Consider the following 21963-nt stretch of genomic DNA (forward strand, 5'->3'; position numbering starts at 1 on the left):
ATGAAGGCGAGGGATCTATGAAGGACCGTTTGCAGGCGTTGCACGACGCCGACAAGGAATGTTCTGAGCATGTTACGGAATTGTTCGGCCGCTATGGCAGTAACCGTATCAGCGTGACTGCCGAAGAATGGGACGCCAGCACGGACGTGTTCGCCGCCCGCGATGCAGCGCGCGCCGCCCTGATGCCGACAGAGCAAGATGCAATCAATCTTATGCATGAGGCTTACACGCGGCTGAAGGACCTGGGCTGGCGAGAAGCGATCTACTGCCCGAAGGACGGCAGCACGTTCGACGCGGTGGAGCCGGGCAGTACCGGCATCCATGAGACGCATTACTCAGGCACATGGCCAGACGGTCACTGGTATTGCTTTGACGGCGGCGATGTATGGCCATCACGCCCTGTCCTGTATCGCCCGACTGAAGCGGAGAAGGCTGAAAATGAGGCGCGCAAGGAAAGATTCCGTGCGCTCGCTTCCACACCCCAAGACCCAACCCATAAAGGTGAGCCATGACCGATAAGCAGATGATCGAACTTCATTGCCGCAAATGCAAGCGCTCGGTCGATTTCCGCCGCACGGACTTCCCGGATGTGCCGTCCTGGGTGGCTCGTATCGAGCACGACAAATGCAACATCTGTGATGACGGCGATTTTTCGGCTGAGCACTGGATCGGCGCGGAAGGCAAACAGCCTGACCCCGATACGCTTACCAACGGACAGCAGAATGCGAGCGATTACACCGCCGGGGCAGATTTGGCGCGGAACATAGCATCCTATGTGTCTGATCAGACTGAACGGCGCAATTGCTATCTGGCTGCCCGCAACATCCTAAACGAAATCCTTGCCGAGCCGGACATTGAAGCCGCGATAGACGCATTCATGAATGAAATAGTCGTCGATGGCAACGGTGGTCTTGAGCATCTGGACGATGCGCTTTTCTCGGCAATTCGAGCGGGTGCGCGGAGGAAGCCATGACCGATAGGACAGTAAAGCAGATAGCTGCCTGCCTCGGCGCTGCGCACGCGGACATTCTAAACCGCCTCACGAATGGGCAACGGCTTTTACCTGCCAGTCGCGCACAGGACAGTTTGCGACGAACGTTACGCCAGCGTGGCCTTATCGCGCACTGCGGCAAGCCTAAGCGGTGGCAGATCAGCGCCCTCGGCCTCGCCATCCGCGACCTGCTGCGGGAGAAGGGGTGATGGACAGCTATGACCGCATTCCCGCTCGCCACCTGTACGAGGGTGAAGCAGGCGGATGGAAAGATGGCCGCTTCGGGCAGGCATATGACCTGATTGCCGAGGCGATGAAGGCGCGGGACGGCATCGTCAACTGGCGCGATCCCTTGCTCGTCGCAATCGAGATGGAGGATCAGAACCATGAGTGACCTTTGGTTCGCATGGCACCCGGTCAAATTGCAATCGGGCAAATGGGCATGGCTCCGCAATGTTCACCGCGTGAGGCGCGGTACGTTTCGCCTCAATCCCGATGACCAGACATGGTGGGAGTATTGGAAATGACAATGCGACAGGATTATATCGAATTGCTTGAAGACAAGCTGAGGCTCTGGCGCGAGGCGGCGACCAGCGGAAACATGGAATTGCGCGATTACAACCGCCGTTGCGCCGAGGCGCTGGAAGAGTGTCTTCACCATGCAATCGAAGGGAAGGCGTGATGCACTACCTCAACGGTTTTGTGCCCGATGTCGAATGCACAGACTGCGACGGCAACGGATTTACCATGAAACGTCAACCTCGTCTTGGCCCCGGTATTTACGAGGTCGAATGCGGAACGTGCTGCGGTCATGGCTGGCGTCCGATGACGGATGATGAATTGGACGCTGCCGCCGAACGACAGGCCCAAGACGCCATGTCCGAACCACCAGTCACGCTTGACGAGCAGCATCGCGCCGCTTGGCAGCAGAAACAGGATTTACGCCGATGACTATGACACTCACCACCGCCAAGGATGCGCTGGAAAGCGCGTTGGCCGCTATTGACGCCAGCGACCATCCAGTCATTGTTCGAAACATCATCGAAGCCCTAGCCTCCCTCATGGCTCAAGAGCCATCCTATGACGAACGGCTAGACTACGAGCGCCGCATCTTGGCCATCGAATGCCTCGCTGTCCGTCTGAAAAGGTTGGTCCGTCAACCTGACGAGCCGGGCAGCTATGTCGGGGATACGTTCTACCCTGTCGGCGGAACAGAAGCGTCTCACCGCTGGAACGGCGATGCGTGGGAATGGTTGCCTGACTTCGATGATGTAACGGAACCGCCTGCCGCTCAAGAGCCATCCGGGGACGTGGCGGGGGAGGCTTTGCAAGTTGCCTGCGCAGACATAGCAGATGATTACATGACCAGTGAAAACCATCATCCCGGCTATGTGCTGATACCAACAGCGAAATTCGAGGCGATCAAAAACGCTGTTGAGGGCCAGATCAATGCGGATGCTCCATTGCGTCGCTTAGTCGAACGCGGCTTGGAAATCTTACCTGAACACTATGCAAACTGGCGACATGATGCGGCTCGCGCCCTCCAAGTTCAGCCAGCAGAGCCTTTCGGATATTTCTATCGATCAAAAGACGGAATGATCGGTGACTTTCTCGCAGATGAATATAGCAAGTTGGCAGATCGTTATAGAGCGGAGGGTTACGAAGAAATCCCGCTCTACGCCTCCCCGCCGCAACCGGAGAGGGAGGTGGAAGCGCTGGAGGCATACCGGGCCGCAATCTTGTGGGTCGGGGCCGATAGCTGGGACGGGTGCTCCGATTGTATCGAGATGCTCCGACGCGCTCGATCGATAGATGATTTCAACTGGACGCCTGACGATCATGCAGCCGCATTGAAGCGCCTCAATGAACGGTGCGGCCGAAACGCCCTCGCCACAACCACGCATACGGGGGAGGAAGCGGAGGGGCTGAAGGAAGCGGAATACTTCATTCGGAAGGGCGGATACTATTACCGGCCGAACGCGCAGGGTTACACCTCGAATAAGGCCGAAGCCGGTCGCTACACGCTGGAGGAGGCGATTTCTTATTCACATCCCAATGGCCCTGACGGTCCGCGTGATGAGATAAGCTATGAACTTGCGACCAAGGATGCCCTCTCCACCCTCCAACCATCCGCAGGTGCTTTGTTGGAGGCGCTAACAAAGATCAAATCCTACTGCGAAGCTGGAGGACGGGACACTTCCTTTATCAGCGAGACAGCACGCACAGCCCTGGGAGGAGGGGAGTAGATGGGACAGCGTTTCAAAATTCGCCGCATCCCCGGTCTGTATTACAGCGCCGACAATCTGGAGTGCATCGCAGGGCATCGCCGCCTGTTCGGCAGCAAGCCTGGTCGGGGGTGGCAGTTCTACATGTATAACGAACAAGCGCCTGGATGGGCATTGCATCGCCGCTGGAATTTCGGCTTCTTCTGCGTGCACCATGTCGGTCCCGGAAAGGCGACTGACGATGAAGGCTGGCACGTCACATTCGCGCGTCTCACCTTCCCGAAGATTTATCGGGGGTTCGCTGTCCAGTGGAATTGGGCGGATACCTACAAAGCGAGCCGCCCATGACCAACGACTCCGAACTCGGCATGCTCTTCGCATTTCCCGACGCCTCCGAATCCTTCACTCTCGGTTTCGAAGCCGGGATGATCTGGCGGGAAATCGATGACGAGGCTCCGCTGATCATAGACCGTGGCTTTGACGCTGGGTTCCCGGTGCATGTCGAGAACATCGAACTGATACGCCGCATGGCTGCATCACGCGGGTATACGGTGGAGACCAAGCCAGAGGCAGGCGGTTGGGTGCCGCTGAGCGACATCACTCTGGGGACCATTCAGCCAGCCCCTTAGCCACCAGATCGGCGGCGAGATCGTGTGCCCCAACGGCATAGGCCGACAGCCGCGCCATATTCTCGCTCGTCATGCACACTGATCCCTCAGCGCTTCCGGGAGCGGTGGGCAGTCCTTCAGCCACCCCGGCAGCGTCGTCTTGGGCGGCGGGATTGGTTCGGCCGCTCTGACCTGAACTTCCTTGTGCCCGCAGGAGGCCAGCATAACGGCGCTGGAGAGCATCAAAGTTCGCTTGAGACTGGCGGGCAGCTTCATTGGATTTCTCCTTCTCTGCGGCGTTGAGGGCGTTTTGGGCTGCCGTAGCTTCCTTGGTCCGGTCGATCACACGGGCGCGGAATATGCCGTAGGCTTGGTGTTCTGCGTTGTAGGCCTTCTTCCAATGCCCCGCCCGGTTCCAGCCTATGCCGCCCCATGCCAGCAACAAGGCCACAGCAAGCCCGCTCAGCAGCAGTTTCCAGTGGCGGAGGGCCAGGGTTGGCAGGAGTCCTAGCATGGGCTATAATGACCGTGCGACATCGACAGCGCGACTATGGACATGGTGCACCATGAAGTAGCGCTCGCAACTGGACCGCAAATCCGGCCGCTGCACTGGTTTCCGAGGCGAGGGTTTCGGTTGGTCGCCCCATAGGCAGGTTCTCTGCTGTGCGCTGGATGCGTGAGGCCCGGTCGTCGAAAGCCGGGCAAACCGATGACAGGCCGGAAAGACGGTCACCGATCCATCCTATCCTCGTCATGATGCTTGTTGTCGCCCGCAAGCAGGAGGAGCGTTGCCGCTAGCCCGCCAGCGATGAAGCTGAGGATATGGGTGGCGATCAGGGCGAAGGTCACTCCGATGCACCTATGATGCGGAGGACAGACGCCCTCACGGCGCTTGCTCGACTGGCACAGGGCTGTCCGGATTGTTCACGACCTGCACCTGTTGCGGGGTATCGGTGGGCGGGGAGGCGTTCAGCGCGGCCTGTACGGTGTCCAGCGCCTTGGTCGTGTTCGCTGCCCGTACTTCGTCTGCCTGGCTGTTGCGCAGGAGCGCCATCACCGCAGCCCCCAGGGCCGTTCCCAAAGCCGTCATGGCGCTGTCGATCGACTTCACATTCTCCGGCGGGATCGGCCAGAAGAACCCTATCCCGGTCAACAGTATGAACCCCAGCGAAAGGGTCAGGGCGAAGGCTGTCTTGCCGTTCACGCACGAAGCCCCTCCAGATAGCGCTTGCCGTCGAAGGTCAGTTCCTGATTACGATAGGGCACCCGGTAGGAGACATGGATCCAGCCAGAGTTAGGCTGCCCCGGCGTGTGCATTTCTAAAATAAGCTGATCGTAGTTGAGGTGTGCTTCCATCCACTTGGCGACCGAGTAGTTATCGAGGCCGGGGATTTCGAAGTCCGCCGCTTGTCCCTTGGCATGTTGGCTGGTCACCGCCCCGCCTATGGCCTTGTTGAGGGCGGGGGAGCGATAGCCGGACGACAAGACGATGGGGCGTCCATAATGCGCCCGTAGCGGCTCCAGCACCTTTTCGCAGAGCAACTTGGCCGCCGCTATCTCAGCAGGCCCCATTACGTTGGGAATGCCCTTGCGCAGCGCGGTCTGGCTCTTCTGGAACTCCTCGACGGTGAAGTTGGGGGAGAGGTTCATTCGCCCTTCTCCTGCTGTATCTGCCGCGTCCGCTCGCCCGCTTCCGTCGCAAGGGGTGACAGGTCGATCACATGCCCGCTGGACATGGATAACTGCCGGATAATAGACATCAGGCCGTCCATCTGCTTTCGCAGAGACGCCTGTTCCTCGTCACATTTGCGACGCTGCTCGGCCAGTTCGTGCTTGAGGCCAGCGACCTCATCGGCATGGCCCCGGATCATTTCCGCCTGTCCGGTCTCCAGCGTGGATATCCGCTTCAGGAGGTCCGTGCGTAGTGACGCATCCGCCTCAATCCCCAGCTTGCGCAGGACGGGCCAGACCTTGATCATGCCAAGCAGTAGACCCGCAACCAGCGTCCACACGCCGATCGCGGTAGGGCTCAACCCCACCGTCTTGACGGGGATCGCAGCCACCGCCGCAGCCATCTCAACGGCTCCCATTGTCGTAGGCCCGCCCAACATAGAAGAAACCGAAGGCAACAAGGGCAGATAGAACATAGCAGCCGATCCACAGGGCGGTGTCATTAGGGGCGAAGATGCGTCGCGCCATGAAGCCGATCGCGGAGAAGCATTGGAAGGCGATGATGAGGCGCAGGGGGCTGTAGCGCGCGCCGAGCACAGCCCAGATAAGGAGGACGGACCAGACGGCCAGGCAGGCGAGGCGGGCGTGGTCGATCATGCGTACTGCCCTCCGGTCGCCACGCTCCCACTAGCATTTCCCGGCAGGTAGGTCGCGCCGCCGCCATTTGTATTGATGGTGCCATTGAGGTTTGCTTCGTACCGCTTCCCAGCCGCGCCGGTTCCACTGAACGTCATGTTCAATGCGCGGATAGAGGCCGTCATCTCGGCCAGGGCGAAAGTAGTGAACGACGGGGTGCCGGACAGCGTTACGGTGCGGTTCTGGATGTCAATCTGACCGCCGAGCCGCGCGAGTGCGTGGTACCCGGCATTGTTTGGGATGGCATAATTGCCGGTAGCCCGAACATTGGCTCCGGTGATGGCGTAAATGTGCGCGCCGGAACATGTGCCGAAGCGAAGGTTTTGGAAGTCGATATTGGCATTCTGTTCAGCCCGAATGCCGTGGCCACTTGATGCGGCCACCTGGAAGCCTTCGAGATTCCATTTCGTCCGAACGCCAATGCCAATGATGGCGTCACTGGCGCTTGAAACGACGACATTAGCCGGAGTGCTGTTATTTCCCCTCAGAGTGACGTCGAAATATGGAACGTCCCGAAGATTGACGGCCTCGGTATAAGTTCCGTCGGCCAGCTGGATGACCCAGCCAGCACCGGCCGCCCATCTCTTCGGCTCTTCCGGCAGTTTCGCCAGATAATTGATTGCCGCCGAGATCGTCTTGAAAGCGCGGGCAGCGGAGTCGAACCGGCCATCATTGGCATCATTGCCGTCGGCGGTCCGCACGTAGATCGTTCGCGTGGATTCGACGTCGCCGTAGTAGATGTGGCCGCCTTCCTCTTCCTCAGGCGCGAAGCCACCTAGGAAATTGCCGGTGATGCTCGACACATTGATCGAGCCGCCATCATGGACGAGAATACGACCAGAGCCTTTGTTGACGATCGTGGCGCTGTCCAGATTGATGGACGCGTCGTTGACACCCATCAGGTAGGTCGAGAAGCTCGGTATCGAGACGTCATATGTTAGCGTCTGCGCGGCGAAATCGATGACTGAGTGTTTGGTAGCGTGCAGGAATGTCACAGCATTCCCGGCTATGGTGGTCGGGCCGATTGCTTTCACCGACGCATGATGCTGGGTCAGGATCATGTCACCGGCGACCGCGCCGAAGCGACAGTTCCGATGCTCTAGCAACGAGTTGCTTTGAACGCTCCAACCGACCCCTGCGGTCGTGGTCCGCGTTGTGACGCCGGCCAGAAGGAGATAGGCACTCCCCTGAAGCGTTAGCGCATTGGCCGAGGTGGTATTGAAGATGACATTGGCAGGCGTGGACTCATTGCCGATCATTCGCAGCGGCTGATCGGCGGTAGCGCCGAGGGGAAGTCCGCGCAGCGAGATCGGCGCAATGTAAGTGCCATCGGCGATCTGGATTGTGACGATGAAGCCGTTGAGGTCCAGCGACCGATAGACCGTGTCGATGGCCTTCTGCGGAGTGACAAAGGCACCGCCAGCGGTGTTTGCCAGACCATCATTTGAATCCGATCCGTTCGTTCGGACATAATAAGTCCGGTTCCCAGTCAGCTTGTCGCGCTTCAACCCGCCGAGCTTCGCCATGATGGCAGCCTGCTCGCCGGGATCGTTGCTGATTTCATCGGGTCCGACCGAGCCATCGCCTAGCGGTCCACTTGGCAGGCCTCTGCGGCCCCGCAGGCCCCTCGTGGACAGCTTCACTACATCAACCATCAACGGTAACCCCCGGACTTAGAGTGAAGCTTCCCTCGACCCAGACATCGTCCATGCCGTTGTCGTCCCGGAGGACCAGGTCATATGCGAGGATGATGTCGGAACCCGGCTCGACGTCGGGGGAAAGATCGTCATAGGTGCTGCGCAACGTGGCTTCGGTGGCCAAGATCTGAACTCGGCCCTCAGTCGGGTCGATGATCCAGACGCCTTCCACATTCCCGCCGACATTGCTGAGCGTAACTTTGGCCGATCCCGGCTGCGCTCCGTACAATCGCAGCTGAAGAGACGCGGAGAAGCCCGTCAGGTCTACAGGGCCCTCGATGCCTGTATCAGGATCTGCGACCGTAAACTGCCACTCCTCTCCGAAGTACGCGTTTCTGCGCCCTCGAAGCGGAAGCTTCGCTGGTATCGTCATTCAATAAAGCTCCGGAGGTTTGAGCTACTGCTCGATCACGAGGACGTTTGCGGTTGCACCGGCCAAGAGGCTGAGGACGCCAGTGAGAATGGCCTGCTGCTGCACGGTCACCAGGCAACCGTCCTTCGTGATGCTCGAAGGCGATGATCGAGTGGGGCCGGATAAGACGGCTGTGGTCGCCGGCAGCGCTCTGACTGCAGGGGCGTTGGCGAATCCCATTGCCGAATAGTCGATCGTCGCGACACCTTGGGCGTTGGTCTGGGCGGAATAAACCATGACCCGCTTTGATGCGTTGAAATTGAAGGCGGCCGCCTTGCTGGACACGTACCCCGTGGTGCCAATGTACATCCCAGTGGCGGGCTTGCCACCTTCTCCCCCAGTCCAGTCGGCGACCTTGATAAGGGTCCGGACGCCGTCGAGCTCACCCGCGAGCACCGGTGTCCAGCCATCGTTACCTTCGGGACCGGGAACGGTGCTGGCCGGTCCCGGATCGCCCTTATCGGCCGCAAATGGAACCATGACGCCGCCTTGAATGGTAGCGCCTCCGACCACATTGAGCTTCACTGTCATGTGATCACTCCCGACACAGGGCCAGTTGGATCAGCGGGAATATCTTCGTCCGTGTAGGATTCGATCCAATAGTATTTGGTGCCCGGTGATGTGGCGTCATTGATCTGCTGCACTTGGCCAAGCGCGCCTGCGAGAGGTCCAGCGATGACGGTTGCAGATCCGAACACATTCGTCGTCCCACGATAAATCTTTGAATATTCGAAATCGCTGTTGGTCGGATTGCGCCAAGAGACTGTCGCGCTGCCGGATCCTCCGGTGACGACCAAGTTGGTTGCCGGTTCGGGGTCGTTGCCCGCGACAGAGGATGCCACTCCGTCCTTTTCCTCCGGAGAGAGTAGCGAGGGTGTCGGGGGCGCTGTCCCCACCTGTCCGAGCGCATAGGCATGTTTACCGGGCGTCTCGCTCATGAACGACAGCGTGACCGTCATTCTCGCCGGATCAACCGATCGCTCTGTCACCACCGCGTCAATGTCGACGAGGCCGTGCTCCGGTAGCTGAAGCGTCAGCATATCGCCTGGGCCGTACCGCCGTAGCCGCGGCTTGCAGACCAGATTGATTCCCGACAGTTCACGGCCGTTGACCAGCTCATATGCGACGATCTGCGCGGCCTGGTTCTTGTCTTGGACGAGGTTGAGCTGGCGCTCCTCCTCTTTCGGCTCCCCGTCTTCGGCGACATATTCTGCCACTGAAACGAGATCGCCCGCCACATACTCCCACTTGTGGTTTTCGGAGCGGAACTTTGGAATTAGGCCGTTCTTGCGATCCGGCCAGATCTGCATGGCTGGAATTTCAGCGTCATCGTCGGCCAAATCCGCCGGCGTGATCACGTCGATCGCCACCCGAGGCGCGTTGTATTTCACCCCGAGCTTGGCGCCGATGAATGTCCACTCAGCGGCCCCGGCCTGAAGGATGTCCTTTAGATTGGCCCCCTTCGAACCGGGTTCAAAAATAACGCCGCCGACTTTCCAGCTGTTGGCATCGCAGACATTCGCGAAAGCGACAAAGCTCGCAATGTCGATCCCGTCAGCCGGAAGCCCAATACCAAAGACCTTTTTCCCAACCCGGTACCGGCCGAGCGAGTATGTAAGTCCATGCAGTCCTGGGTTCTCGCTATATTCCCATGTGGACTCATCGGAGATCCGGTGCGCCCCAGACCCACCAGGATAGGTCGAATCCTTCCTAGGATCATAGACCTTGACGCCGAGAAGCACCCGGCCATTGACCGGAACACCCCCAGAGAACCGCTTCCCCTTCTTATCGAAAAGCAGATTGAATAGGCCGCATGCCTTTCCCGACAGCCTGTAATCACTGTCCCAGTGGGAAAACCCGGCGAAATGGGGGGTAAGCGCCGTGTCCGGCGTGTTCCCTAGTCGGTGGTCCTCGTAGAGATATCCGGAATAATATCCTGTGGCAGACCCGCCGGCGAAAGGAACGGCCTGGTAGTCAAAGAGAACGCTCTCCATGCCCTCGATTGGGCCGGCCACGGAATAGACGAGGACCATTCCCCGATAAGGGTTTTTGACCTTTTTGAGGGTCGCGCCGTATCCCCAATCGTGGCGCAGAACGCCTGCATAGAAAGTCCGGCCGATAACATACGGAGAGGGCGCATCGGAAGCGATGAGCACCTGGTTCACTGTGCCGCGCGCCGGGGGCTTCTTTGCTGTGACCTGCGCGCCAATGCTCGCCGCGGTCGCAGCTATCGAGGCATAGGAGGCAATGCTGCTCGCCGTGCCAATGCCGCCTATAACCGTGCCGGCACCGGCAACTGCGCCGACGCCAGTGGCCACGAGGGCCACGGCGCCCGCGATCATTGCCACTTTACCCAAGGTCTTCGACACTAGGCCCGCCAGGCGCCCACAAATTCGGACACGATCAGGTTGCGAAGGCCGGAAGGATCTACCTCATTCCATCCGAGCATCTTGGCCCCCGCGCAAACTACAATGCCTTCGAAACCGTCATCGCCTTCTGTCGCTGCTAAATCCCCGACGAGCATCGCCGCCGGCGGTATGCGCTCGAGAAAACTGTCCAACAAAGCTGGTATGCTTGCGAAACCAGCAGTCGCCAGCGCTCGACGAGCGCCCAGCGCAGACCGGAAACTTGGGATCGGCGGAGGTCTGTGGCCAAGGTTCCTCAACTGTGTTCGAGCTAGGTGAATGCAGGTCGAGCGATTGCGCCAGTCGAATGGTCGGTTGCGGTATTTGTCCATAGTCAGCTTTGTCGCAGCGCGCCGTGCTTCCAAATCAATCACCGAAGATAGACCCTATAAGGCCGCCCCCGGACGCCACTTGGCTTTCAGTGCCCCAGGCTACGCCGATGCCAAGGCCGGTCGCATTGTCTTCCCCTTTTTCGCCAGGGTTGATCAGCTTATGGAAGCGGGGATTGAGCGAATTTCCTTCGTTAGTGGACAGCAGCCGGGCAGAAGTGGACACGAGCTCGATATCCAGTTCCCGCTTACCTCGGCCGATGCGCAGGATCGTGCGATCAATTTGGCCGTCGAATTGCAGGTCGGGCTCTCCAAGAATCAACCCGGAGTGGGCATCAACCTCGGCGATCCAAAATCGAACCCGTGATCCTTGCATGCCGGGCGCCGAGATCGCGGTCGCTGCAGCCGTAGACGCTGGCAGAAAGGTCATCCGGAAGTTCGGTACTTCATCGCCAACGCCTTCACGGAAAACGTCCATTGAGCCGATCGTGCCGAACGTTTCATCGGAGGATTCGTATAGGTCCGCCCCCCAGCGCAGAAAGTTGCCGTCGCAGAGCCTGATCGTCCTTCCGTCCCTCAGCTCCATCTTCATGAGGCCGGTCAGTAGGATGACGTCCACTCAGCGCGCTTCCTCGATAGTAAAGCTGATACTGTCGACCAGTCCGGCGAGTGCGAGATGCCAGGATTGCTCGTCGCCATCGATCAGGCCTTCAACCTGCGGATCGGCGATGTGGACCCTTGCGCCGTCAGGAAGGGGCTTGCGATGCATAGGCGAGATTGGAATGGTCAGCCGTCCATCGCTGGTCGCGATACCATGTGCTCGAACATTGTAGAGGTAATGCTGGCCAGATGCGTCTTCGAGGCTCAGCCAATATCCCTTTTTGACTGCGTAGTTAGGGGTCAGCCCGCGAATTCGGAGCGTCTTTCCCGACTGCTCTGCCCCGTCGACAACAGGTTGTCCGGGATACCCCTGATTTTCATATTGGAGGGGGTAATAAATCCGCCCACCTTCCAGCTTTGCGTCAATCAGGTCAGAGACTATCTCGCGAGCGTCAGCAGAGGTCGCCACGGGCAGTTGGACGGCAATCTTGAACCGCGACCCCTGGCGATTGATTTTCTGCAGCTCGGCGCCAGTGGCAGGCCGTAAGACTCCGCCAAAATCGATAATGCTGGGCACCGCGTCAGAGATTTCCAGATCACGAGGAAAACTGATCAAGGTATCTGCCACTTCGAAGAGCGCTGTTGAGCGCGAACAGCCCCAGCCGTTCCGCCCGACGCGCCGCGGATCGCCGAAACCTCACCGACTTGATTCATTTGCGCCAACAGATCCGCTGTCATCACCGCGCCGCGCAAGTCGAAGTAGGGGCGGGCGCCTGCGCCATTATCGTTCGCGCCATTAGGATGGATGTATCCAGACCGGGTTGCCGTGAAGAGCTCTGGACCGCGCTCGCCAACAAGATAGGTTCTTCCGCCGGTGACGGGGCCGCCTGCGGCTCGAGCGCCCGCGTAGCCGGTTATGGCGGTGAAATCTTTGAAGCCGGTCGCGAGCTTCGACCCAAATATTCCCGTCTTTGCCAGTGACCCGAAGGCGTTGAAGGCGCTCGAGAGAATGTCGAGAAAGCCGCCGCTTTTTATCGATGCTGCAAAATTGTTAAGTGCATTGAGGCTGTTGTTGACGAGATTGGCCATCGACTGCGAGCCATCCTCAGCGGTTTTTTTGAACTTGGCTGCTAGCTGATCCAGGCCGAGATCGACGGACTTGTTGATTGCCGTGAAGTCCAGCGGCTGATCCAGCGCGTCGTTCAGCGCAACCTTGAAATCGTAGATATTCTCGGCGGTGTAATCGATGGGGGTCTTTTCCTTCGGGCCCTTCTTTGCCTTTTTCGGCTTCTCCGCCTTTCCGGGGATGGTCACCTTTTTACCAACGGCGTTCACCCGGTTACCCAGAATGTCATAGCCACTGTTCATGGTCCGAAACCGCGCTTCCGCCGCGGCGCCGCCGAACTTCGACTGGGCTGAATTATATCCCTTTAGGAAGTTGCCGCGAAGGTTTGATGTCGGTGCCTCGTCTAGGAAAGTCGTGCCGAAGAACCGCCGGTCGAAAGCATTGGCGCGATTGTTCAGGTTCGGGAGAAAATTGTTGAGATCGTCGATCGCGCCGAACAGGTTGGCGATGCCGTCGCGGGTATAGTTTGCCCGCTGATCGATGGTTCCGAACGCTGAGAGCGCGCCTTGGACCATCGGCTCGAAAACATTGCGCAGGCCCTCAAAGGTCGCGCGCATCTCGACGCCGGCTTGTTCCGCCGCAAGCTCAAGATCGGATAGCCCATCCGCGCCGCCAATTATGAAGTTTGCAAATGCGGTTGAGAACTGTCCGCCCTGGTCGAACGCCCCGAAGGTGATGACCGCCGCATTGCGGACTTGTCCCATTGCCTCGTCAAAGGTGACCGGCAGTTCTTTGAATTCAGCATCTATTCCTGCGGTGAATTTTTGATTGGTTAGAGCATTCACAAGCTTATCGGCTGTGAGCTCACCTTCCTCTGCCATTTTACGGAGGGCGCCGACGGGCACATTCAGACTCTCGGCGAGAAGCTTGGACAGGCGCGGCGACGCCTCCATAACGCTATTGAATTCGTCACCTCGCAGGACACCGGATGCGAGCGCCTGTCCAAACTGCAGCGTGGCTGATGCGGCCTCGACCTGAGATGCGCCGCCAAGCTTTAGGGCCTGCGAGAAAGTCAAAGTCGCGCGAGACGCATCCTCTTGGGTTCCGCCGAGATCTTTAACCGCGCGGACGAAGTTGCCATACAATTTTGTCGTTTCGCCTAGACCGCTTCGCGTGATTGCCGAGATCCGGCGCACGTCATTTTGTGCCTCAGACAGTCGGCCGAACTCTGCCGTCGCCAATTTCAGCTGCGCAGTCATCTGTTTGGACTGGGTTGCCAGGTCCAAGAAAGCCTTCCCGGCAGCTCCAATGCTAACGATGCCAAACGCCGCGCCAAGACCCCGGATCGCATTGGTCGTCGCCTGAGCAGCGTTGGCCATTGTCTTCGAGGCGGCCTCGAAGCCCTTTGCCTGACGAGAGGCGTTGTTGATGCCCTTCGTGAATTCGGCACTGTCGAGCCCCAGCGTCACCCGAAGGGCGCCGATCACAGCTTTTGCCATCGGGTGCCTTTCAGAGACGCTGGATCTTCACCCCCTTCGTTCGCTCGAGCATGGCGAGCACGTCCGCGGCTCCGGCATCATTTGCAGCCGGCGCGGTGGGGGTCTTGAGATAGTGGGAGAGGTGATGGAGCAGCTTTTGCCGCGCCATCATTTCGGTCTGGTGGGCTAGCGCCAAGATCCGCTGTTGATGGCCCCGGGACCGGCCACGGAGGGCATTTGCGTAGGACCGCGGCGTCTGTTTCCAGAACCGGTCCGGATCTAGGCCTTCTGCCGCCCAGTCTTGCTGGAGGCGGTCCCAGCTCCACTGGGCGGGGCGGGAGGGTTTTCGGCACCGCCAGTTGCCTGGTCGAAGGCCCCCTGCAGCGCCTTGCCAAGCGCCTCGCCGATCACGCCGTGGTTGCGCTGGTCCAGAAGGAAGCTGCCGACGTCCTGAAGCGTGAGATCTTCATGACGATCGCGCAATGCGCCGTAGACCATCGCTCGCATGACCTTGAGGCGAGGCGTCTCCCCGCCGAGGGCCCCGAGCAGGTCATTCACCCCCATGTCGGCGGCTTCCTCGGCCTCAGCAAGCGCGTCATAGTCGATAACCAGCGTGAGCTTGGTGCCGTCCATCAGTTCGCAGGCAGCTTCGCCCTTAGCGGGGTTCGCCATTATGCCTGATACTCCGAGAAGTCCTCATCGGACTTGACCTGGAATGTGACGGTCGCCTGCATCACGCCTTCAGGAGAGATCTCGCCGCGGCTGTGGCCAGTGCACTTGGCCGTCAGTTCGACCTGCGCGAAGGGTTGGCCGTTCTGCGGGATCACCAGCTTCATCGCGCGGGTATCGCGTGCGGCGCGTGCGGCGCGGATCAGAATGTCGGTGTCCGAAAGGGGCCGATAATTCAGGACCACCTGGAACGTCGAATCTTCGATGAGGCCGGGCACCGTCGACCGGCGGCGACCGGGGGACTTCAAGTGCGTTGCGTCCACCTCGCTATCGGTATCCGGTGGTAGCGTGAAGCTTACCACCTCATGCAGTTCATAGAGGGTGGTTCCATTGAAGAGATGGACTTCGCCACCCCAGCCAATGGAGGCCTCTTGGTTTTCACCGGCCATTTATCAATCTCCCACGTGGCGAATTGTCAAATCCACAGATTGCCTGTGCACAAAGCCGTCAGCGACGGTTTCCCCCAGATCGCGCTGGCCCGTCACCTGCGCGTTCCCGAATTTCTTGCCTTCGATTTCCGCTGGACCAGCCAGGCAGCTGATGACGGCGCGCGCCAGCTGCAACGCTTCCTTGTAGGTCGCTGCCCAGCAATCGGCCTGGACGTCTGTGCTCCGCGCCCCTTCGAAACCCTTCATATTCTGCGGCCTTGGGTCGGCGACGACCTGCAACGTCACCGCCGGCAGCCCGCTCAGCTGCGGCCGCTCTAGCCACGTCACGCGCTTGTCGGCGATCTGCCGCACATCATAGTTTGCGAGCAGTCTGGCGCGGACGCCGGCTTGAAAGTCCATGTCAGCCTTTCGCGGCTCGCCTTGCTGCGGCCTTCTCGATTTCGATGCCGAGCAGCGTTCCTATGATGTCCAGAGTATGCAGGCGCTCCGCCTCCCATGCTGGCCGCAGGAAGGGGTGGCCTGGCTCGAACCACGTCCCGAACTCTTCCGTGATTCCCTGAGGGTGCTGGCCTGGGCCAACATGCATCTCAACGGGCGCAACGGCGCCTTTGTCCGCCTGCTGCGAGCGGGCGAGTTTGGTGCTGACGTCAATGCTTTCTTTCAGGTCGCCCTTATCGACACGCACGAGCGCCCGCGCCGCCTTGGCGATGGGTTCGCCGCCTTCCTTCAGCGTCCGCAGCGCCACTTGCCGTCGGGTCGCCTTCGGCAACTCGCCCAGTGACCGCTCAAGCTCCCGGAGTCCGGTGAGCTTGTAGATCTCCTTACTCATGTGGCGACGGTCACCGCCGTAACGTCCCAGCCTCGCCGATCCTGTTTCGAAGGCACGATGCTGGTGATGTCCCACCGCGGCCATTTCTTTGGGTCCGGATCGGTAACCGGGTAGCAGAGGCGGTCCTTGACACTCAGGTCATTTGTGGCCCGGTTTGCGAGCACCTGAAACGTTGCGACCTGGCTCGCGGTTTCTTGCGCGGCGGAGCGGCGTTCCTGACCAGAGCCAAAGTTTACCGAAGCCCATTCCCGGCAGTGCGTGGTCCACTTCAGAACCTCGCCGCCATATTCATCGTCTTCCACAAGCTTCTGTTTCTCGAACACAATCTTTCGATTGCGGGACCGAGAGGCGAGGCCCATCGGTTGAGCCTCAGGCCTCGCCGAAGATCATGATGGTCCCTGCAGCATCCGTGCCGGCAATCCGAAGGACGTCACCGGTGGACGGGACCACCGCCTGACCTGCCGCGGTTGGGTCGATCAGCAGGATCAGACCCCCGGGCGGTATAATGATGGTGTGCGTACCTGCACCCATGAACGCAGCCAATGGGTTGGACCCCGCTCCAATCGTCAGCGGGGCGGTACCGGTGTTCTTGACCAAGATCGCCTTGATCGCCGTGAACGTCAGGGCCTGTCCCAGGGCATTCGTCAGCCCGCCGGCGACGTCATAAGACTGGTTTCCCGCTCCGACGATTGCAAAGTTATCTGTGAAACAATTGTTTGCTTGATTGAGCCCAACGCCATTGGACAACACCTGACGGAATAGCTCATCAATTTTATATTCTGCTGAACCGATATCGAGCGCGCTTGCAAGTTGCGCGTCGACCTTCAGCGCGAGAGTGGCTCTCAGCGTCATGGTTTTCTCCTATGAAAAAGCTAGTGACGATTGAGTCAAATATGAAAAAGGCCCCGCAATGCAGGGCCCCAGTGTCTCAGTGACTTTGTTTGTCGTCTCAGTGGATACCGAGGGTGAGGCCTTAAGTCATTATAGCCCGACGGCGCTGGATGTACGCGAAAGCTCCTATGCCCGCGAGGATAACCAGCCAGCCTTCCGGGCCGGGGACGGGCGAGACGGCACCGCCGCGGTCAAGATAGAGCGTAGCAAAAGCGCCTACGTGCGTGGGATCACTGGACGTATTTAGCAGGAACTCGCCTAAAGCATTGTGAAACGAGGCGTCTTCATAAACGAGCGGCGAAAATACGCTCGAAGTGCCGGTAAAGCCGGGACTGTAAGTAGAGAATACTCCGCCATTTACGAAACTGCCGCCCGAACCCGACGCGAAAGCATCAAGGCTTCCATAGCCACTCTTATCAGCGCCTTCGCCACTGCCTGCCCGAAAACCACGGGAGAACGAGATATCTGTTAGGCCGGGCAACTTTTGCGAAACGCCGTTGATGGTGATAATCGCATAGCCGTCTTTCCCAAACACATACTTCGATATGTCATACTCGCCGGACACGTTAGTTGGGGACTTTTTGAGCAGGGCGAATGTAAGGATTACATCTCGGCCGGTTAAATCTCCGGGTGCGCCAAACAAGCCATCATTATCAGTTCCCCAAAGAACGTCGCCGAGGAATGTGTAGGTCGCGTACTGGTCGGTCTGCACAGGGATGCCAGAAGCTGAGGCTTGATTCGCCGCGCCTACGGCGAGCAAAGCGATGAAATATCGAAGAAATAACCTGATCATAACCAACACCCCTGTTGTTCAAGGGGGGATGGTTAACCGCGCAACATTTGGAGTCGAGTCAGTACCCAGCCATATCGGAACGATCAGGCAACCTTGAGGCCGTCCACCCGTTTCAGCTTTGGCCGATTTAGAACCGTGGGATGCACAGGCAGCGTGTAAGTGCCGCCGCTTACCACTACGCCCGCTATCGCCTGCGTGCTGTCATCGTCGAAGGTGAACGTGAAATCATAAGTGCCATTTGCGACGTTGTTCAGCGTTAGCGCGTCTGCCCCGATCGTCACGGCGCTTGCCCCCGTTACAATGAGTGGACCCACGGTTGTGCTGGCAACGGCTTGGGCACTAGTCTGATAACATGTCGCGGTTGAGGTTATTACCGCCAGTCGCGCATCAGTTCCGCTGTTGATGAAGGCAACTATTGTGCCCGCCGTACCGTTGGCTAGCAAGGTCGCGCGAACCCATATCCTATACCAGCCGTTCGCCATGACCTGGATACCGGCGGCCACGAGGTTGGCGCCGATCGTTCCCATTGATCCCGAACCGGTCAGGTTGAAGTTGGCGTAAGCGTTCGCGCCAAACTGCGTTCCTGGAAGCACAATCTGATACCAAGTGCTACCAGTTGCGGGCTTCACCAAGCGAGAGATCGTGAAAACCGTTCCGGAGCCGGTATAAGAGGCCCCGGGGGATGTTATGTAGTGCGCGGCATTTCCAGCGCCGCAGGCTATAAGAGCCGCATCGCTCCCGGAAACAGGATCGGTCTGGCCAGCCGTTTTATTAGCGTTGTTGCCAGTCCACCCGGCATTGCTGGTCGTATTCGAATAGGGATTGAGATTCGTGATCGACGCCCGCGACCAGTATCCCTCACCTGCCTGAAGGCCCGGTGCGTCTGTGGCGAGGGAAAGCAACGACCCGTTGCTTAGAAGCTCATATTTCGCCCCGGAGCGCGTGTAGCTGGCCAGAGACAACAGGTTTGTGCTTTGCGCAGCGCCGACCTGGTAGTTTGGCGTAGCATCGCTGAAGGGTAGGGCAATGGCATAGGGGGCCGCGCCGCTCGCCACGCCTCCTCGCAGCGTGAGCCCCATTGAAAGGCCGATGCTCACCTGCTTGAGGCGGATTTGAGATTGCTGATCGCAGTGGCTATGCGCTCGCTTTCAGCTTCGCTGGCGTGCGACTGGCAGGCCGACAATTCGCCCAAGACAACATCAACATGCTGGCTCGGAACGCCGCCGGGGTCTTCGCCAAGCATTTCCGCGAGTGCGCCAGCTTCAGCGATCAGGTCGTCAAGACGGTGCAGCGCAGGGTTCTCTTCGCTCATGAGTAATACCTTGGGAATGCGGTCTTGTAGGGGAAGTCGCTGGGGAACAGGTCGGTCATGCCCAAGGTGTGCCCGTACAGGCCGATCACCTTGTCAGCGTTCGCCACCGATATGCTGTTCTTGCTCAACGATGTCCGGGCAATCTTCCCGTTGAAGCCGCTGTTGCTAACGTTGCTGTTAACGAGGCTGGCGCTCACCTCATTCTGACCATAAACGCACGCGTATGTTCCGGCTGGGCCGTTTGATGACCCTGCCACGATCGCCCATCCACTGCTGGTTGGCGTGCCACCCTGGATGATCTCGACCGGAGATCCGTTTATCTTGCAAAACACCCCGCCCGGCGTCCAATAGAACATGATGATGTGCGGCAGCGTATAATCAAATACGGGCGTCTTGTAATCGACGCCAGCAACTCGAACTCCCGCCTTTCCGTCTGCATGGTAGGCGACCAGATTCACAAGATTGACGCCGAAAACCAGCGACGTGACATTGAGTATGTCCCCGGCGACTGACGACACAAGGCAACCATGCCCATTAAATCCCGCAGCGTCGTAGCCGGGCTGTTTTGCCGGATCAGGCTGCATGGCATGGTTCGCGAAGCTGGACAGGTCGTTGACCGCCGCAATCTTTCCGCTTTCCAGCGTCAGCGATGACGGCGCATCGAAATTGTAATCGAGATTCAGATTGGCGCCGAAGAACGACATGTCGAAGGGGATGTCTTCCTTCACATCAATAACGACGCGCCGGATATTTGCCCCCTTTTTGCTCGGGATGCCGGGCGACCAGAAAGACACTTCACCCTCGTACTTGCCCGGTGAGGGATTATCAGTGGCATGATAGATATCGCCGGTTGACCTAACGACCCTGAATTCTGCAGGACCATTCCAGACTGCACGGGCGGGCACGGCTGGGGTGTTGGCGACCCGGCATTGTCCGGCCAAGTCTCCCGCCTTGCGCGTTTCCACAGACGTTAGTTCCAGATTCGGCAGACACCTGGGCTGCGCGACACTCGGGTCAAAGGTGATCGCTTTGCCGGGGTGATCGTCTCCGACCAGCAAAGACACCTTGTTCCAGTCAGCCATGATGCGGCCTTCAATCTCGCGTCGCGGAATCGAAGCCGGGCTACCTGCTAAGGCCGGCGGAACGTAGTGCTTCGGCTGCTCAAGTGAGCGGCCAGGGTTCAGCAGAATGAACGCATTCTCTGACGCCACATATTTGAAATTGCAGCGCCCCTGAAGATCGCCGGCTGCAACAGCGACCAGGCCGCCGTTCCAAGGTGGCGGGAGCAGGAAGCTGCTATACTTCTTGATGACCTTCGCGCCCAAGCCATTGACGTTGAGCGTCGGCGTCGTGGTGCCGTTTGGCGCATTTACCGTGCCGTTAAAGATGCGCCCGTTCTCATAAGCGCCTGTCATGGGCAGGCCGCTGGTCATCGTCAGCGCGTCAGCGGTGCCAGCGATGGCGAGATTGTTCCAGTCTGGGTTCTGCCATGCCTTGACCCAGTCAACGTCAGCCCAGACGATTTTGTTATCTTCCCAGCCCGTGACGCCGCTTTTTGTAAGACGAACATTGCCGTCCATCAGATATGCACTGGTCTGATTGCTGACGATCATGTGCATCAGCTGGTGATATTCGTCGAACATCGGGATGCGCTGGATTTCCTTGCGATCCAGATAATTGATCTTCCACTCGGGCGTATAGAGCACGCCAAATTCATGATAGGCATTGCCCCATTCGAAATCCGAAGCCGCCCCAAAGTCTGGGTTCGGGTTCATGGTCATCAGCTGACCGGCCATGTTGTAGTCGGTCGAGATGTAGCCAGGATGCACGATTGAACGGGGCGGATTGTGGTAGTGCCACGCGGTGTGGTGCGTACCGTCGCCGCGTAGCACATTGTCGCGCGAACTGATGTACAGTTCGGCGGAATCATCCTCGATCGCCGGGTGCTCTGGCAGATCCCAACGGTTTGAGTAGAGCCAGAACGCTGGCCATGCGATCATCGTGTCGGAACGATAGGTCGGCATGGTCTTCATTAGGCAAGAGAAGTAGCCGTACTGCTGCTCAAAGCCCTCAGACACCTTGGTCACGCCGTCTTCCGCCGCGTGCACGTTCGTGCCCGGCTTCAGGCGCATCGTCTCAAGGTTTGTGCTGTAATTGAGGGGGCCGATCGTCGGAAAGCGGCCTGAACCCATCCGCAGGACTGAAGGATCGCCCTGCACGTAGAGCGAGGTTTTGCCTTCGGTGTTTCCTGTCGGGACGAAAGACTTTGCCACCATCTTGCCGATACCAATGGTGTCATAGCTGCCGCGCGCATACATGCGGTTCGGATTGGTCGAGTGTGCTGACGCTTCGTTCAGATCAACGACGGCGGTCGATACGTCGTCGAAGTCTTGGAGGAAGGTCTGCGTCCACGATGAAATGGACGGCAGCGCCGTGGCACGGAACGTATAGTTCTGCATCTGGCGCGCGGTGAAGTAATTGTAGATTTGCTCGTGGGTGAGGGGGCGAACCATTATGCGGGCTCCGGTTTAAGCGGTGAGATATAAACTTCGCCTTCGTCGCCGACATCAACGTGGATCGGCGTGCGTAATTGACCGCGGGTAAGGCGAATGCGGTCACCATTGACGCAAATTACGACCGCTGTTTCGAAGTCAGCATTCACGTATGATGCGTTGGACGGAACAGCCTGGGAGGATTCGCGTGGCCGATAAACCAAAGAACGACATGCCTGAGATACCCACGTTGTTAGCCGGCGCCGTAGGCCTACAGTCCGAGCGGATGCTCGCCAGACTGAGGGTGCGAAACGACAAGCATTCGCCAGAAATGTACTATACATTTTGGT

At 58.9% G+C, this 21963-nt stretch carries 32 protein-coding genes; 8 read left to right on the forward strand and 24 right to left on the reverse strand.

All coding sequences use genetic code 11. The features are described 5' to 3' along the window. Positions 1 to 17: 17 nt before the first annotated feature. The 8 genes from KFK14_RS11185 to KFK14_RS11220 all read left to right on the forward strand — a co-directional run bounded on the left by KFK14_RS11185 (position 18) and on the right by KFK14_RS11220 (position 3845). Positions 18 to 512, forward strand: a complete 495-nt coding sequence (locus tag KFK14_RS11185) for a hypothetical protein (protein ID WP_212610843.1) — start codon at positions 18 to 20, stop codon at positions 510 to 512. After that, positions 509 to 973: a hypothetical protein gene (locus tag KFK14_RS11190; protein ID WP_212607932.1), complete on the forward strand. Its 465-nt coding sequence runs from the start codon at positions 509 to 511 to the stop codon at positions 971 to 973. The genes KFK14_RS11185 and KFK14_RS11190 overlap by 4 nt, the downstream gene beginning before the upstream one ends. A 226-nt stretch (positions 974 to 1199) precedes the next feature. After that, positions 1200 to 1385 (forward strand): hypothetical protein, encoded by a 186-nt coding sequence (locus KFK14_RS11195; RefSeq protein ID WP_212610844.1) that lies wholly within the window; start codon positions 1200 to 1202, stop codon positions 1383 to 1385. A 135-nt stretch (positions 1386 to 1520) separates the two neighbouring features. Continuing rightward, positions 1521 to 1673, forward strand: coding sequence for a hypothetical protein (locus tag KFK14_RS11200; protein ID WP_212610845.1), 153 nt, complete (start codon positions 1521 to 1523; stop codon positions 1671 to 1673). Then, complete coding sequence (locus KFK14_RS11205) at positions 1673 to 1942, forward strand: hypothetical protein (RefSeq protein WP_212610846.1); 270 nt, start codon at positions 1673 to 1675, stop codon at positions 1940 to 1942. Before KFK14_RS11200 ends, KFK14_RS11205 begins: the two co-directional genes overlap by 1 nt. After that, on the forward strand, positions 1939 to 3237 hold the full coding sequence (locus tag KFK14_RS11210; protein ID WP_212610847.1) for a hypothetical protein: 1299 nt from the start codon (positions 1939 to 1941) through the stop codon (positions 3235 to 3237). Before KFK14_RS11205 ends, KFK14_RS11210 begins: the two co-directional genes overlap by 4 nt. Continuing rightward, on the forward strand, positions 3238 to 3564 hold the full coding sequence (locus KFK14_RS11215) for a hypothetical protein (RefSeq protein WP_212610848.1): 327 nt from the start codon (positions 3238 to 3240) through the stop codon (positions 3562 to 3564). Next, positions 3561 to 3845 carry a hypothetical protein gene (locus KFK14_RS11220; RefSeq protein ID WP_212610849.1) on the forward strand — a complete coding sequence of 95 codons (285 nt, stop codon included), beginning with the start codon at positions 3561 to 3563 and terminating at the stop codon, positions 3843 to 3845. The genes KFK14_RS11215 and KFK14_RS11220 overlap by 4 nt, the downstream gene beginning before the upstream one ends. On the opposite strand, the gene KFK14_RS11225 is transcribed toward KFK14_RS11220, so the two are convergent. The 24 genes from KFK14_RS11225 to KFK14_RS11335 all read right to left on the reverse strand — a co-directional run bounded on the left by KFK14_RS11225 (position 3814) and on the right by KFK14_RS11335 (position 21634). Further along, the gene (locus tag KFK14_RS11225; protein WP_212610850.1) at positions 3814 to 4338 is read right to left on the reverse strand and encodes a hypothetical protein; all 525 of its coding nucleotides are present in this window, start codon (positions 4336 to 4338) and stop codon (positions 3814 to 3816) included. The two genes, KFK14_RS11220 and KFK14_RS11225, sit on opposite strands and share 32 nt — an antisense overlap. 369 nt (positions 4339 to 4707) lie before the next feature. Beyond that, positions 4708 to 5028, reverse strand: a complete 321-nt coding sequence (locus KFK14_RS11230; protein WP_212610851.1) for a hypothetical protein — start codon at positions 5026 to 5028, stop codon at positions 4708 to 4710. Then, on the reverse strand, positions 5025 to 5474 hold the full coding sequence (locus KFK14_RS11235) for a D-Ala-D-Ala carboxypeptidase family metallohydrolase (RefSeq protein WP_212610852.1): 450 nt from the start codon (positions 5472 to 5474) through the stop codon (positions 5025 to 5027). The genes KFK14_RS11230 and KFK14_RS11235 overlap by 4 nt, the downstream gene beginning before the upstream one ends. Continuing rightward, the gene (locus tag KFK14_RS11240) at positions 5471 to 5899 is read right to left on the reverse strand and encodes a hypothetical protein (protein ID WP_212610853.1); all 429 of its coding nucleotides are present in this window, start codon (positions 5897 to 5899) and stop codon (positions 5471 to 5473) included. The genes KFK14_RS11235 and KFK14_RS11240 overlap by 4 nt, the downstream gene beginning before the upstream one ends. 1 nt (position 5900) lies before the next feature. Then, positions 5901 to 6152 (reverse strand): hypothetical protein, encoded by a 252-nt coding sequence (locus KFK14_RS11245; protein ID WP_212610854.1) that lies wholly within the window; start codon positions 6150 to 6152, stop codon positions 5901 to 5903. Then, a complete protein-coding gene (locus KFK14_RS11250) occupies positions 6149 to 7846 on the reverse strand; it encodes a hypothetical protein (RefSeq protein ID WP_212610855.1) in 1698 nt (565 codons plus the stop codon). Before KFK14_RS11250 ends, KFK14_RS11245 begins: the two co-directional genes overlap by 4 nt. Beyond that, on the reverse strand, positions 7839 to 8261 hold the full coding sequence (locus KFK14_RS11255) for a hypothetical protein (RefSeq protein ID WP_212610856.1): 423 nt from the start codon (positions 8259 to 8261) through the stop codon (positions 7839 to 7841). The genes KFK14_RS11250 and KFK14_RS11255 overlap by 8 nt, the downstream gene beginning before the upstream one ends. Positions 8262 to 8285: 24 nt before the next feature. Further along, positions 8286 to 8831: a hypothetical protein gene (locus KFK14_RS11260; RefSeq protein WP_212610857.1), complete on the reverse strand. Its 546-nt coding sequence runs from the start codon at positions 8829 to 8831 to the stop codon at positions 8286 to 8288. Further along, the gene (locus tag KFK14_RS11265; RefSeq protein ID WP_212610858.1) at positions 8828 to 10669 is read right to left on the reverse strand and encodes a phage tail protein; all 1842 of its coding nucleotides are present in this window, start codon (positions 10667 to 10669) and stop codon (positions 8828 to 8830) included. Before KFK14_RS11265 ends, KFK14_RS11260 begins: the two co-directional genes overlap by 4 nt. Next, positions 10669 to 11079 carry a DUF6950 family protein gene (locus KFK14_RS24335; RefSeq protein WP_425516672.1) on the reverse strand — a complete coding sequence of 137 codons (411 nt, stop codon included), beginning with the start codon at positions 11077 to 11079 and terminating at the stop codon, positions 10669 to 10671. Before KFK14_RS24335 ends, KFK14_RS11265 begins: the two co-directional genes overlap by 1 nt. Continuing rightward, entirely contained in the window at positions 11072 to 11653 is a 582-nt protein-coding gene (locus KFK14_RS11270; protein ID WP_212610859.1) for a hypothetical protein, read from the reverse strand. Before KFK14_RS11270 ends, KFK14_RS24335 begins: the two co-directional genes overlap by 8 nt. Beyond that, positions 11654 to 12250 (reverse strand): hypothetical protein, encoded by a 597-nt coding sequence (locus KFK14_RS11275; RefSeq protein WP_212610860.1) that lies wholly within the window; start codon positions 12248 to 12250, stop codon positions 11654 to 11656. It lies immediately after the preceding gene. After that, positions 12247 to 14199 carry a tape measure protein gene (locus KFK14_RS11280; RefSeq protein ID WP_212610861.1) on the reverse strand — a complete coding sequence of 651 codons (1953 nt, stop codon included), beginning with the start codon at positions 14197 to 14199 and terminating at the stop codon, positions 12247 to 12249. The genes KFK14_RS11275 and KFK14_RS11280 overlap by 4 nt, the downstream gene beginning before the upstream one ends. A gap of 10 nt (positions 14200 to 14209) precedes the next feature. After that, positions 14210 to 14374, reverse strand: coding sequence for a hypothetical protein (locus KFK14_RS11285; protein WP_212610862.1), 165 nt, complete (start codon positions 14372 to 14374; stop codon positions 14210 to 14212). 83 nt (positions 14375 to 14457) lie between these two features. Next, a complete protein-coding gene (locus KFK14_RS11290; RefSeq protein WP_212610863.1) occupies positions 14458 to 14850 on the reverse strand; it encodes a hypothetical protein in 393 nt (130 codons plus the stop codon). Continuing rightward, complete coding sequence (locus KFK14_RS11295) at positions 14850 to 15296, reverse strand: phage tail protein (protein ID WP_212610864.1); 447 nt, start codon at positions 15294 to 15296, stop codon at positions 14850 to 14852. Before KFK14_RS11295 ends, KFK14_RS11290 begins: the two co-directional genes overlap by 1 nt. Before the next feature lie 3 nt (positions 15297 to 15299). Beyond that, the gene (gene gp17 / locus KFK14_RS11300) at positions 15300 to 15695 is read right to left on the reverse strand and encodes a tail completion protein gp17 (protein ID WP_212610865.1); all 396 of its coding nucleotides are present in this window, start codon (positions 15693 to 15695) and stop codon (positions 15300 to 15302) included. A gap of 1 nt (position 15696) precedes the next feature. Further along, positions 15697 to 16125: an HK97-gp10 family putative phage morphogenesis protein gene (locus KFK14_RS11305; protein WP_212610866.1), complete on the reverse strand. Its 429-nt coding sequence runs from the start codon at positions 16123 to 16125 to the stop codon at positions 15697 to 15699. After that, positions 16122 to 16484, reverse strand: a complete 363-nt coding sequence (locus tag KFK14_RS11310; RefSeq protein WP_212610867.1) for a phage head completion protein — start codon at positions 16482 to 16484, stop codon at positions 16122 to 16124. Before KFK14_RS11310 ends, KFK14_RS11305 begins: the two co-directional genes overlap by 4 nt. Before the next feature lie 10 nt (positions 16485 to 16494). Continuing rightward, the gene (locus KFK14_RS11315) at positions 16495 to 16977 is read right to left on the reverse strand and encodes a hypothetical protein (protein ID WP_212610868.1); all 483 of its coding nucleotides are present in this window, start codon (positions 16975 to 16977) and stop codon (positions 16495 to 16497) included. Between the two features lie 121 nt (positions 16978 to 17098). Continuing rightward, complete coding sequence (locus KFK14_RS11320; RefSeq protein ID WP_212610869.1) at positions 17099 to 17809, reverse strand: hypothetical protein; 711 nt, start codon at positions 17807 to 17809, stop codon at positions 17099 to 17101. A gap of 83 nt (positions 17810 to 17892) precedes the next feature. After that, positions 17893 to 18888 carry a phage head spike fiber domain-containing protein gene (locus KFK14_RS11325; RefSeq protein ID WP_212610870.1) on the reverse strand — a complete coding sequence of 332 codons (996 nt, stop codon included), beginning with the start codon at positions 18886 to 18888 and terminating at the stop codon, positions 17893 to 17895. A 14-nt stretch (positions 18889 to 18902) separates the two neighbouring features. Then, positions 18903 to 19121 (reverse strand): hypothetical protein, encoded by a 219-nt coding sequence (locus KFK14_RS11330; RefSeq protein ID WP_212610871.1) that lies wholly within the window; start codon positions 19119 to 19121, stop codon positions 18903 to 18905. Continuing rightward, positions 19118 to 21634, reverse strand: a complete 2517-nt coding sequence (locus KFK14_RS11335; protein ID WP_212610872.1) for a glycoside hydrolase family 16 protein — start codon at positions 21632 to 21634, stop codon at positions 19118 to 19120. The genes KFK14_RS11330 and KFK14_RS11335 overlap by 4 nt, the downstream gene beginning before the upstream one ends. Between the last annotated feature and the right edge of the window lie 329 nt (positions 21635 to 21963).

Source organism: Sphingobium phenoxybenzoativorans (assembly GCF_018286635.1).
Lineage (GTDB): Bacteria > Pseudomonadota > Alphaproteobacteria > Sphingomonadales > Sphingomonadaceae > Sphingobium > Sphingobium phenoxybenzoativorans.

Bases quoted from the DNA above. Each gene is read 5' to 3' on its own strand.
- KFK14_RS11185 (WP_212610843.1), top strand. From the start codon at position 18: ATGAAGGACCGTTTGCAGGCGTTGCACGACGCCGACAAGGAATGTTCT.
- KFK14_RS11190 (WP_212607932.1), top strand. From the start codon at position 509: ATGACCGATAAGCAGATGATCGAACTTCATTGCCGCAAATGCAAGCGC.
- KFK14_RS11195 (WP_212610844.1), top strand. From the start codon at position 1,200: ATGGACAGCTATGACCGCATTCCCGCTCGCCACCTGTACGAGGGTGAA.
- KFK14_RS11200 (WP_212610845.1), top strand. From the start codon at position 1,521: ATGCGACAGGATTATATCGAATTGCTTGAAGACAAGCTGAGGCTCTGG.
- KFK14_RS11205 (WP_212610846.1), top strand. From the start codon at position 1,673: ATGCACTACCTCAACGGTTTTGTGCCCGATGTCGAATGCACAGACTGC.
- KFK14_RS11210 (WP_212610847.1), top strand. From the start codon at position 1,939: ATGACTATGACACTCACCACCGCCAAGGATGCGCTGGAAAGCGCGTTG.
- KFK14_RS11215 (WP_212610848.1), top strand. From the start codon at position 3,238: ATGGGACAGCGTTTCAAAATTCGCCGCATCCCCGGTCTGTATTACAGC.
- KFK14_RS11220 (WP_212610849.1), top strand. From the start codon at position 3,561: ATGACCAACGACTCCGAACTCGGCATGCTCTTCGCATTTCCCGACGCC.
- KFK14_RS11225 (WP_212610850.1), bottom strand. From the start codon at position 4,338: ATGCTAGGACTCCTGCCAACCCTGGCCCTCCGCCACTGGAAACTGCTG.
- KFK14_RS11235 (WP_212610852.1), bottom strand. From the start codon at position 5,474: ATGAACCTCTCCCCCAACTTCACCGTCGAGGAGTTCCAGAAGAGCCAG.
- KFK14_RS11240 (WP_212610853.1), bottom strand. From the start codon at position 5,899: ATGGCTGCGGCGGTGGCTGCGATCCCCGTCAAGACGGTGGGGTTGAGC.
- KFK14_RS11245 (WP_212610854.1), bottom strand. From the start codon at position 6,152: ATGATCGACCACGCCCGCCTCGCCTGCCTGGCCGTCTGGTCCGTCCTC.
- KFK14_RS11250 (WP_212610855.1), bottom strand. From the start codon at position 7,846: ATGGTTGATGTAGTGAAGCTGTCCACGAGGGGCCTGCGGGGCCGCAGA.
- KFK14_RS11255 (WP_212610856.1), bottom strand. From the start codon at position 8,261: ATGACGATACCAGCGAAGCTTCCGCTTCGAGGGCGCAGAAACGCGTAC.
- KFK14_RS11260 (WP_212610857.1), bottom strand. From the start codon at position 8,831: ATGACAGTGAAGCTCAATGTGGTCGGAGGCGCTACCATTCAAGGCGGC.
- KFK14_RS11280 (WP_212610861.1), bottom strand. From the start codon at position 14,199: ATGGCAAAAGCTGTGATCGGCGCCCTTCGGGTGACGCTGGGGCTCGAC.
- KFK14_RS11290 (WP_212610863.1), bottom strand. From the start codon at position 14,850: ATGGCGAACCCCGCTAAGGGCGAAGCTGCCTGCGAACTGATGGACGGC.
- KFK14_RS11295 (WP_212610864.1), bottom strand. From the start codon at position 15,296: ATGGCCGGTGAAAACCAAGAGGCCTCCATTGGCTGGGGTGGCGAAGTC.
- gp17 (WP_212610865.1), bottom strand. From the start codon at position 15,695: ATGGACTTTCAAGCCGGCGTCCGCGCCAGACTGCTCGCAAACTATGAT.
- KFK14_RS11305 (WP_212610866.1), bottom strand. From the start codon at position 16,125: ATGAGTAAGGAGATCTACAAGCTCACCGGACTCCGGGAGCTTGAGCGG.
- KFK14_RS11310 (WP_212610867.1), bottom strand. From the start codon at position 16,484: ATGGGCCTCGCCTCTCGGTCCCGCAATCGAAAGATTGTGTTCGAGAAA.
- KFK14_RS11315 (WP_212610868.1), bottom strand. From the start codon at position 16,977: ATGACGCTGAGAGCCACTCTCGCGCTGAAGGTCGACGCGCAACTTGCA.
- KFK14_RS11320 (WP_212610869.1), bottom strand. From the start codon at position 17,809: ATGATCAGGTTATTTCTTCGATATTTCATCGCTTTGCTCGCCGTAGGC.
- KFK14_RS11325 (WP_212610870.1), bottom strand. From the start codon at position 18,888: ATGGGGCTCACGCTGCGAGGAGGCGTGGCGAGCGGCGCGGCCCCCTAT.
- KFK14_RS11330 (WP_212610871.1), bottom strand. From the start codon at position 19,121: ATGAGCGAAGAGAACCCTGCGCTGCACCGTCTTGACGACCTGATCGCT.
- KFK14_RS11335 (WP_212610872.1), bottom strand. From the start codon at position 21,634: ATGGTTCGCCCCCTCACCCACGAGCAAATCTACAATTACTTCACCGCG.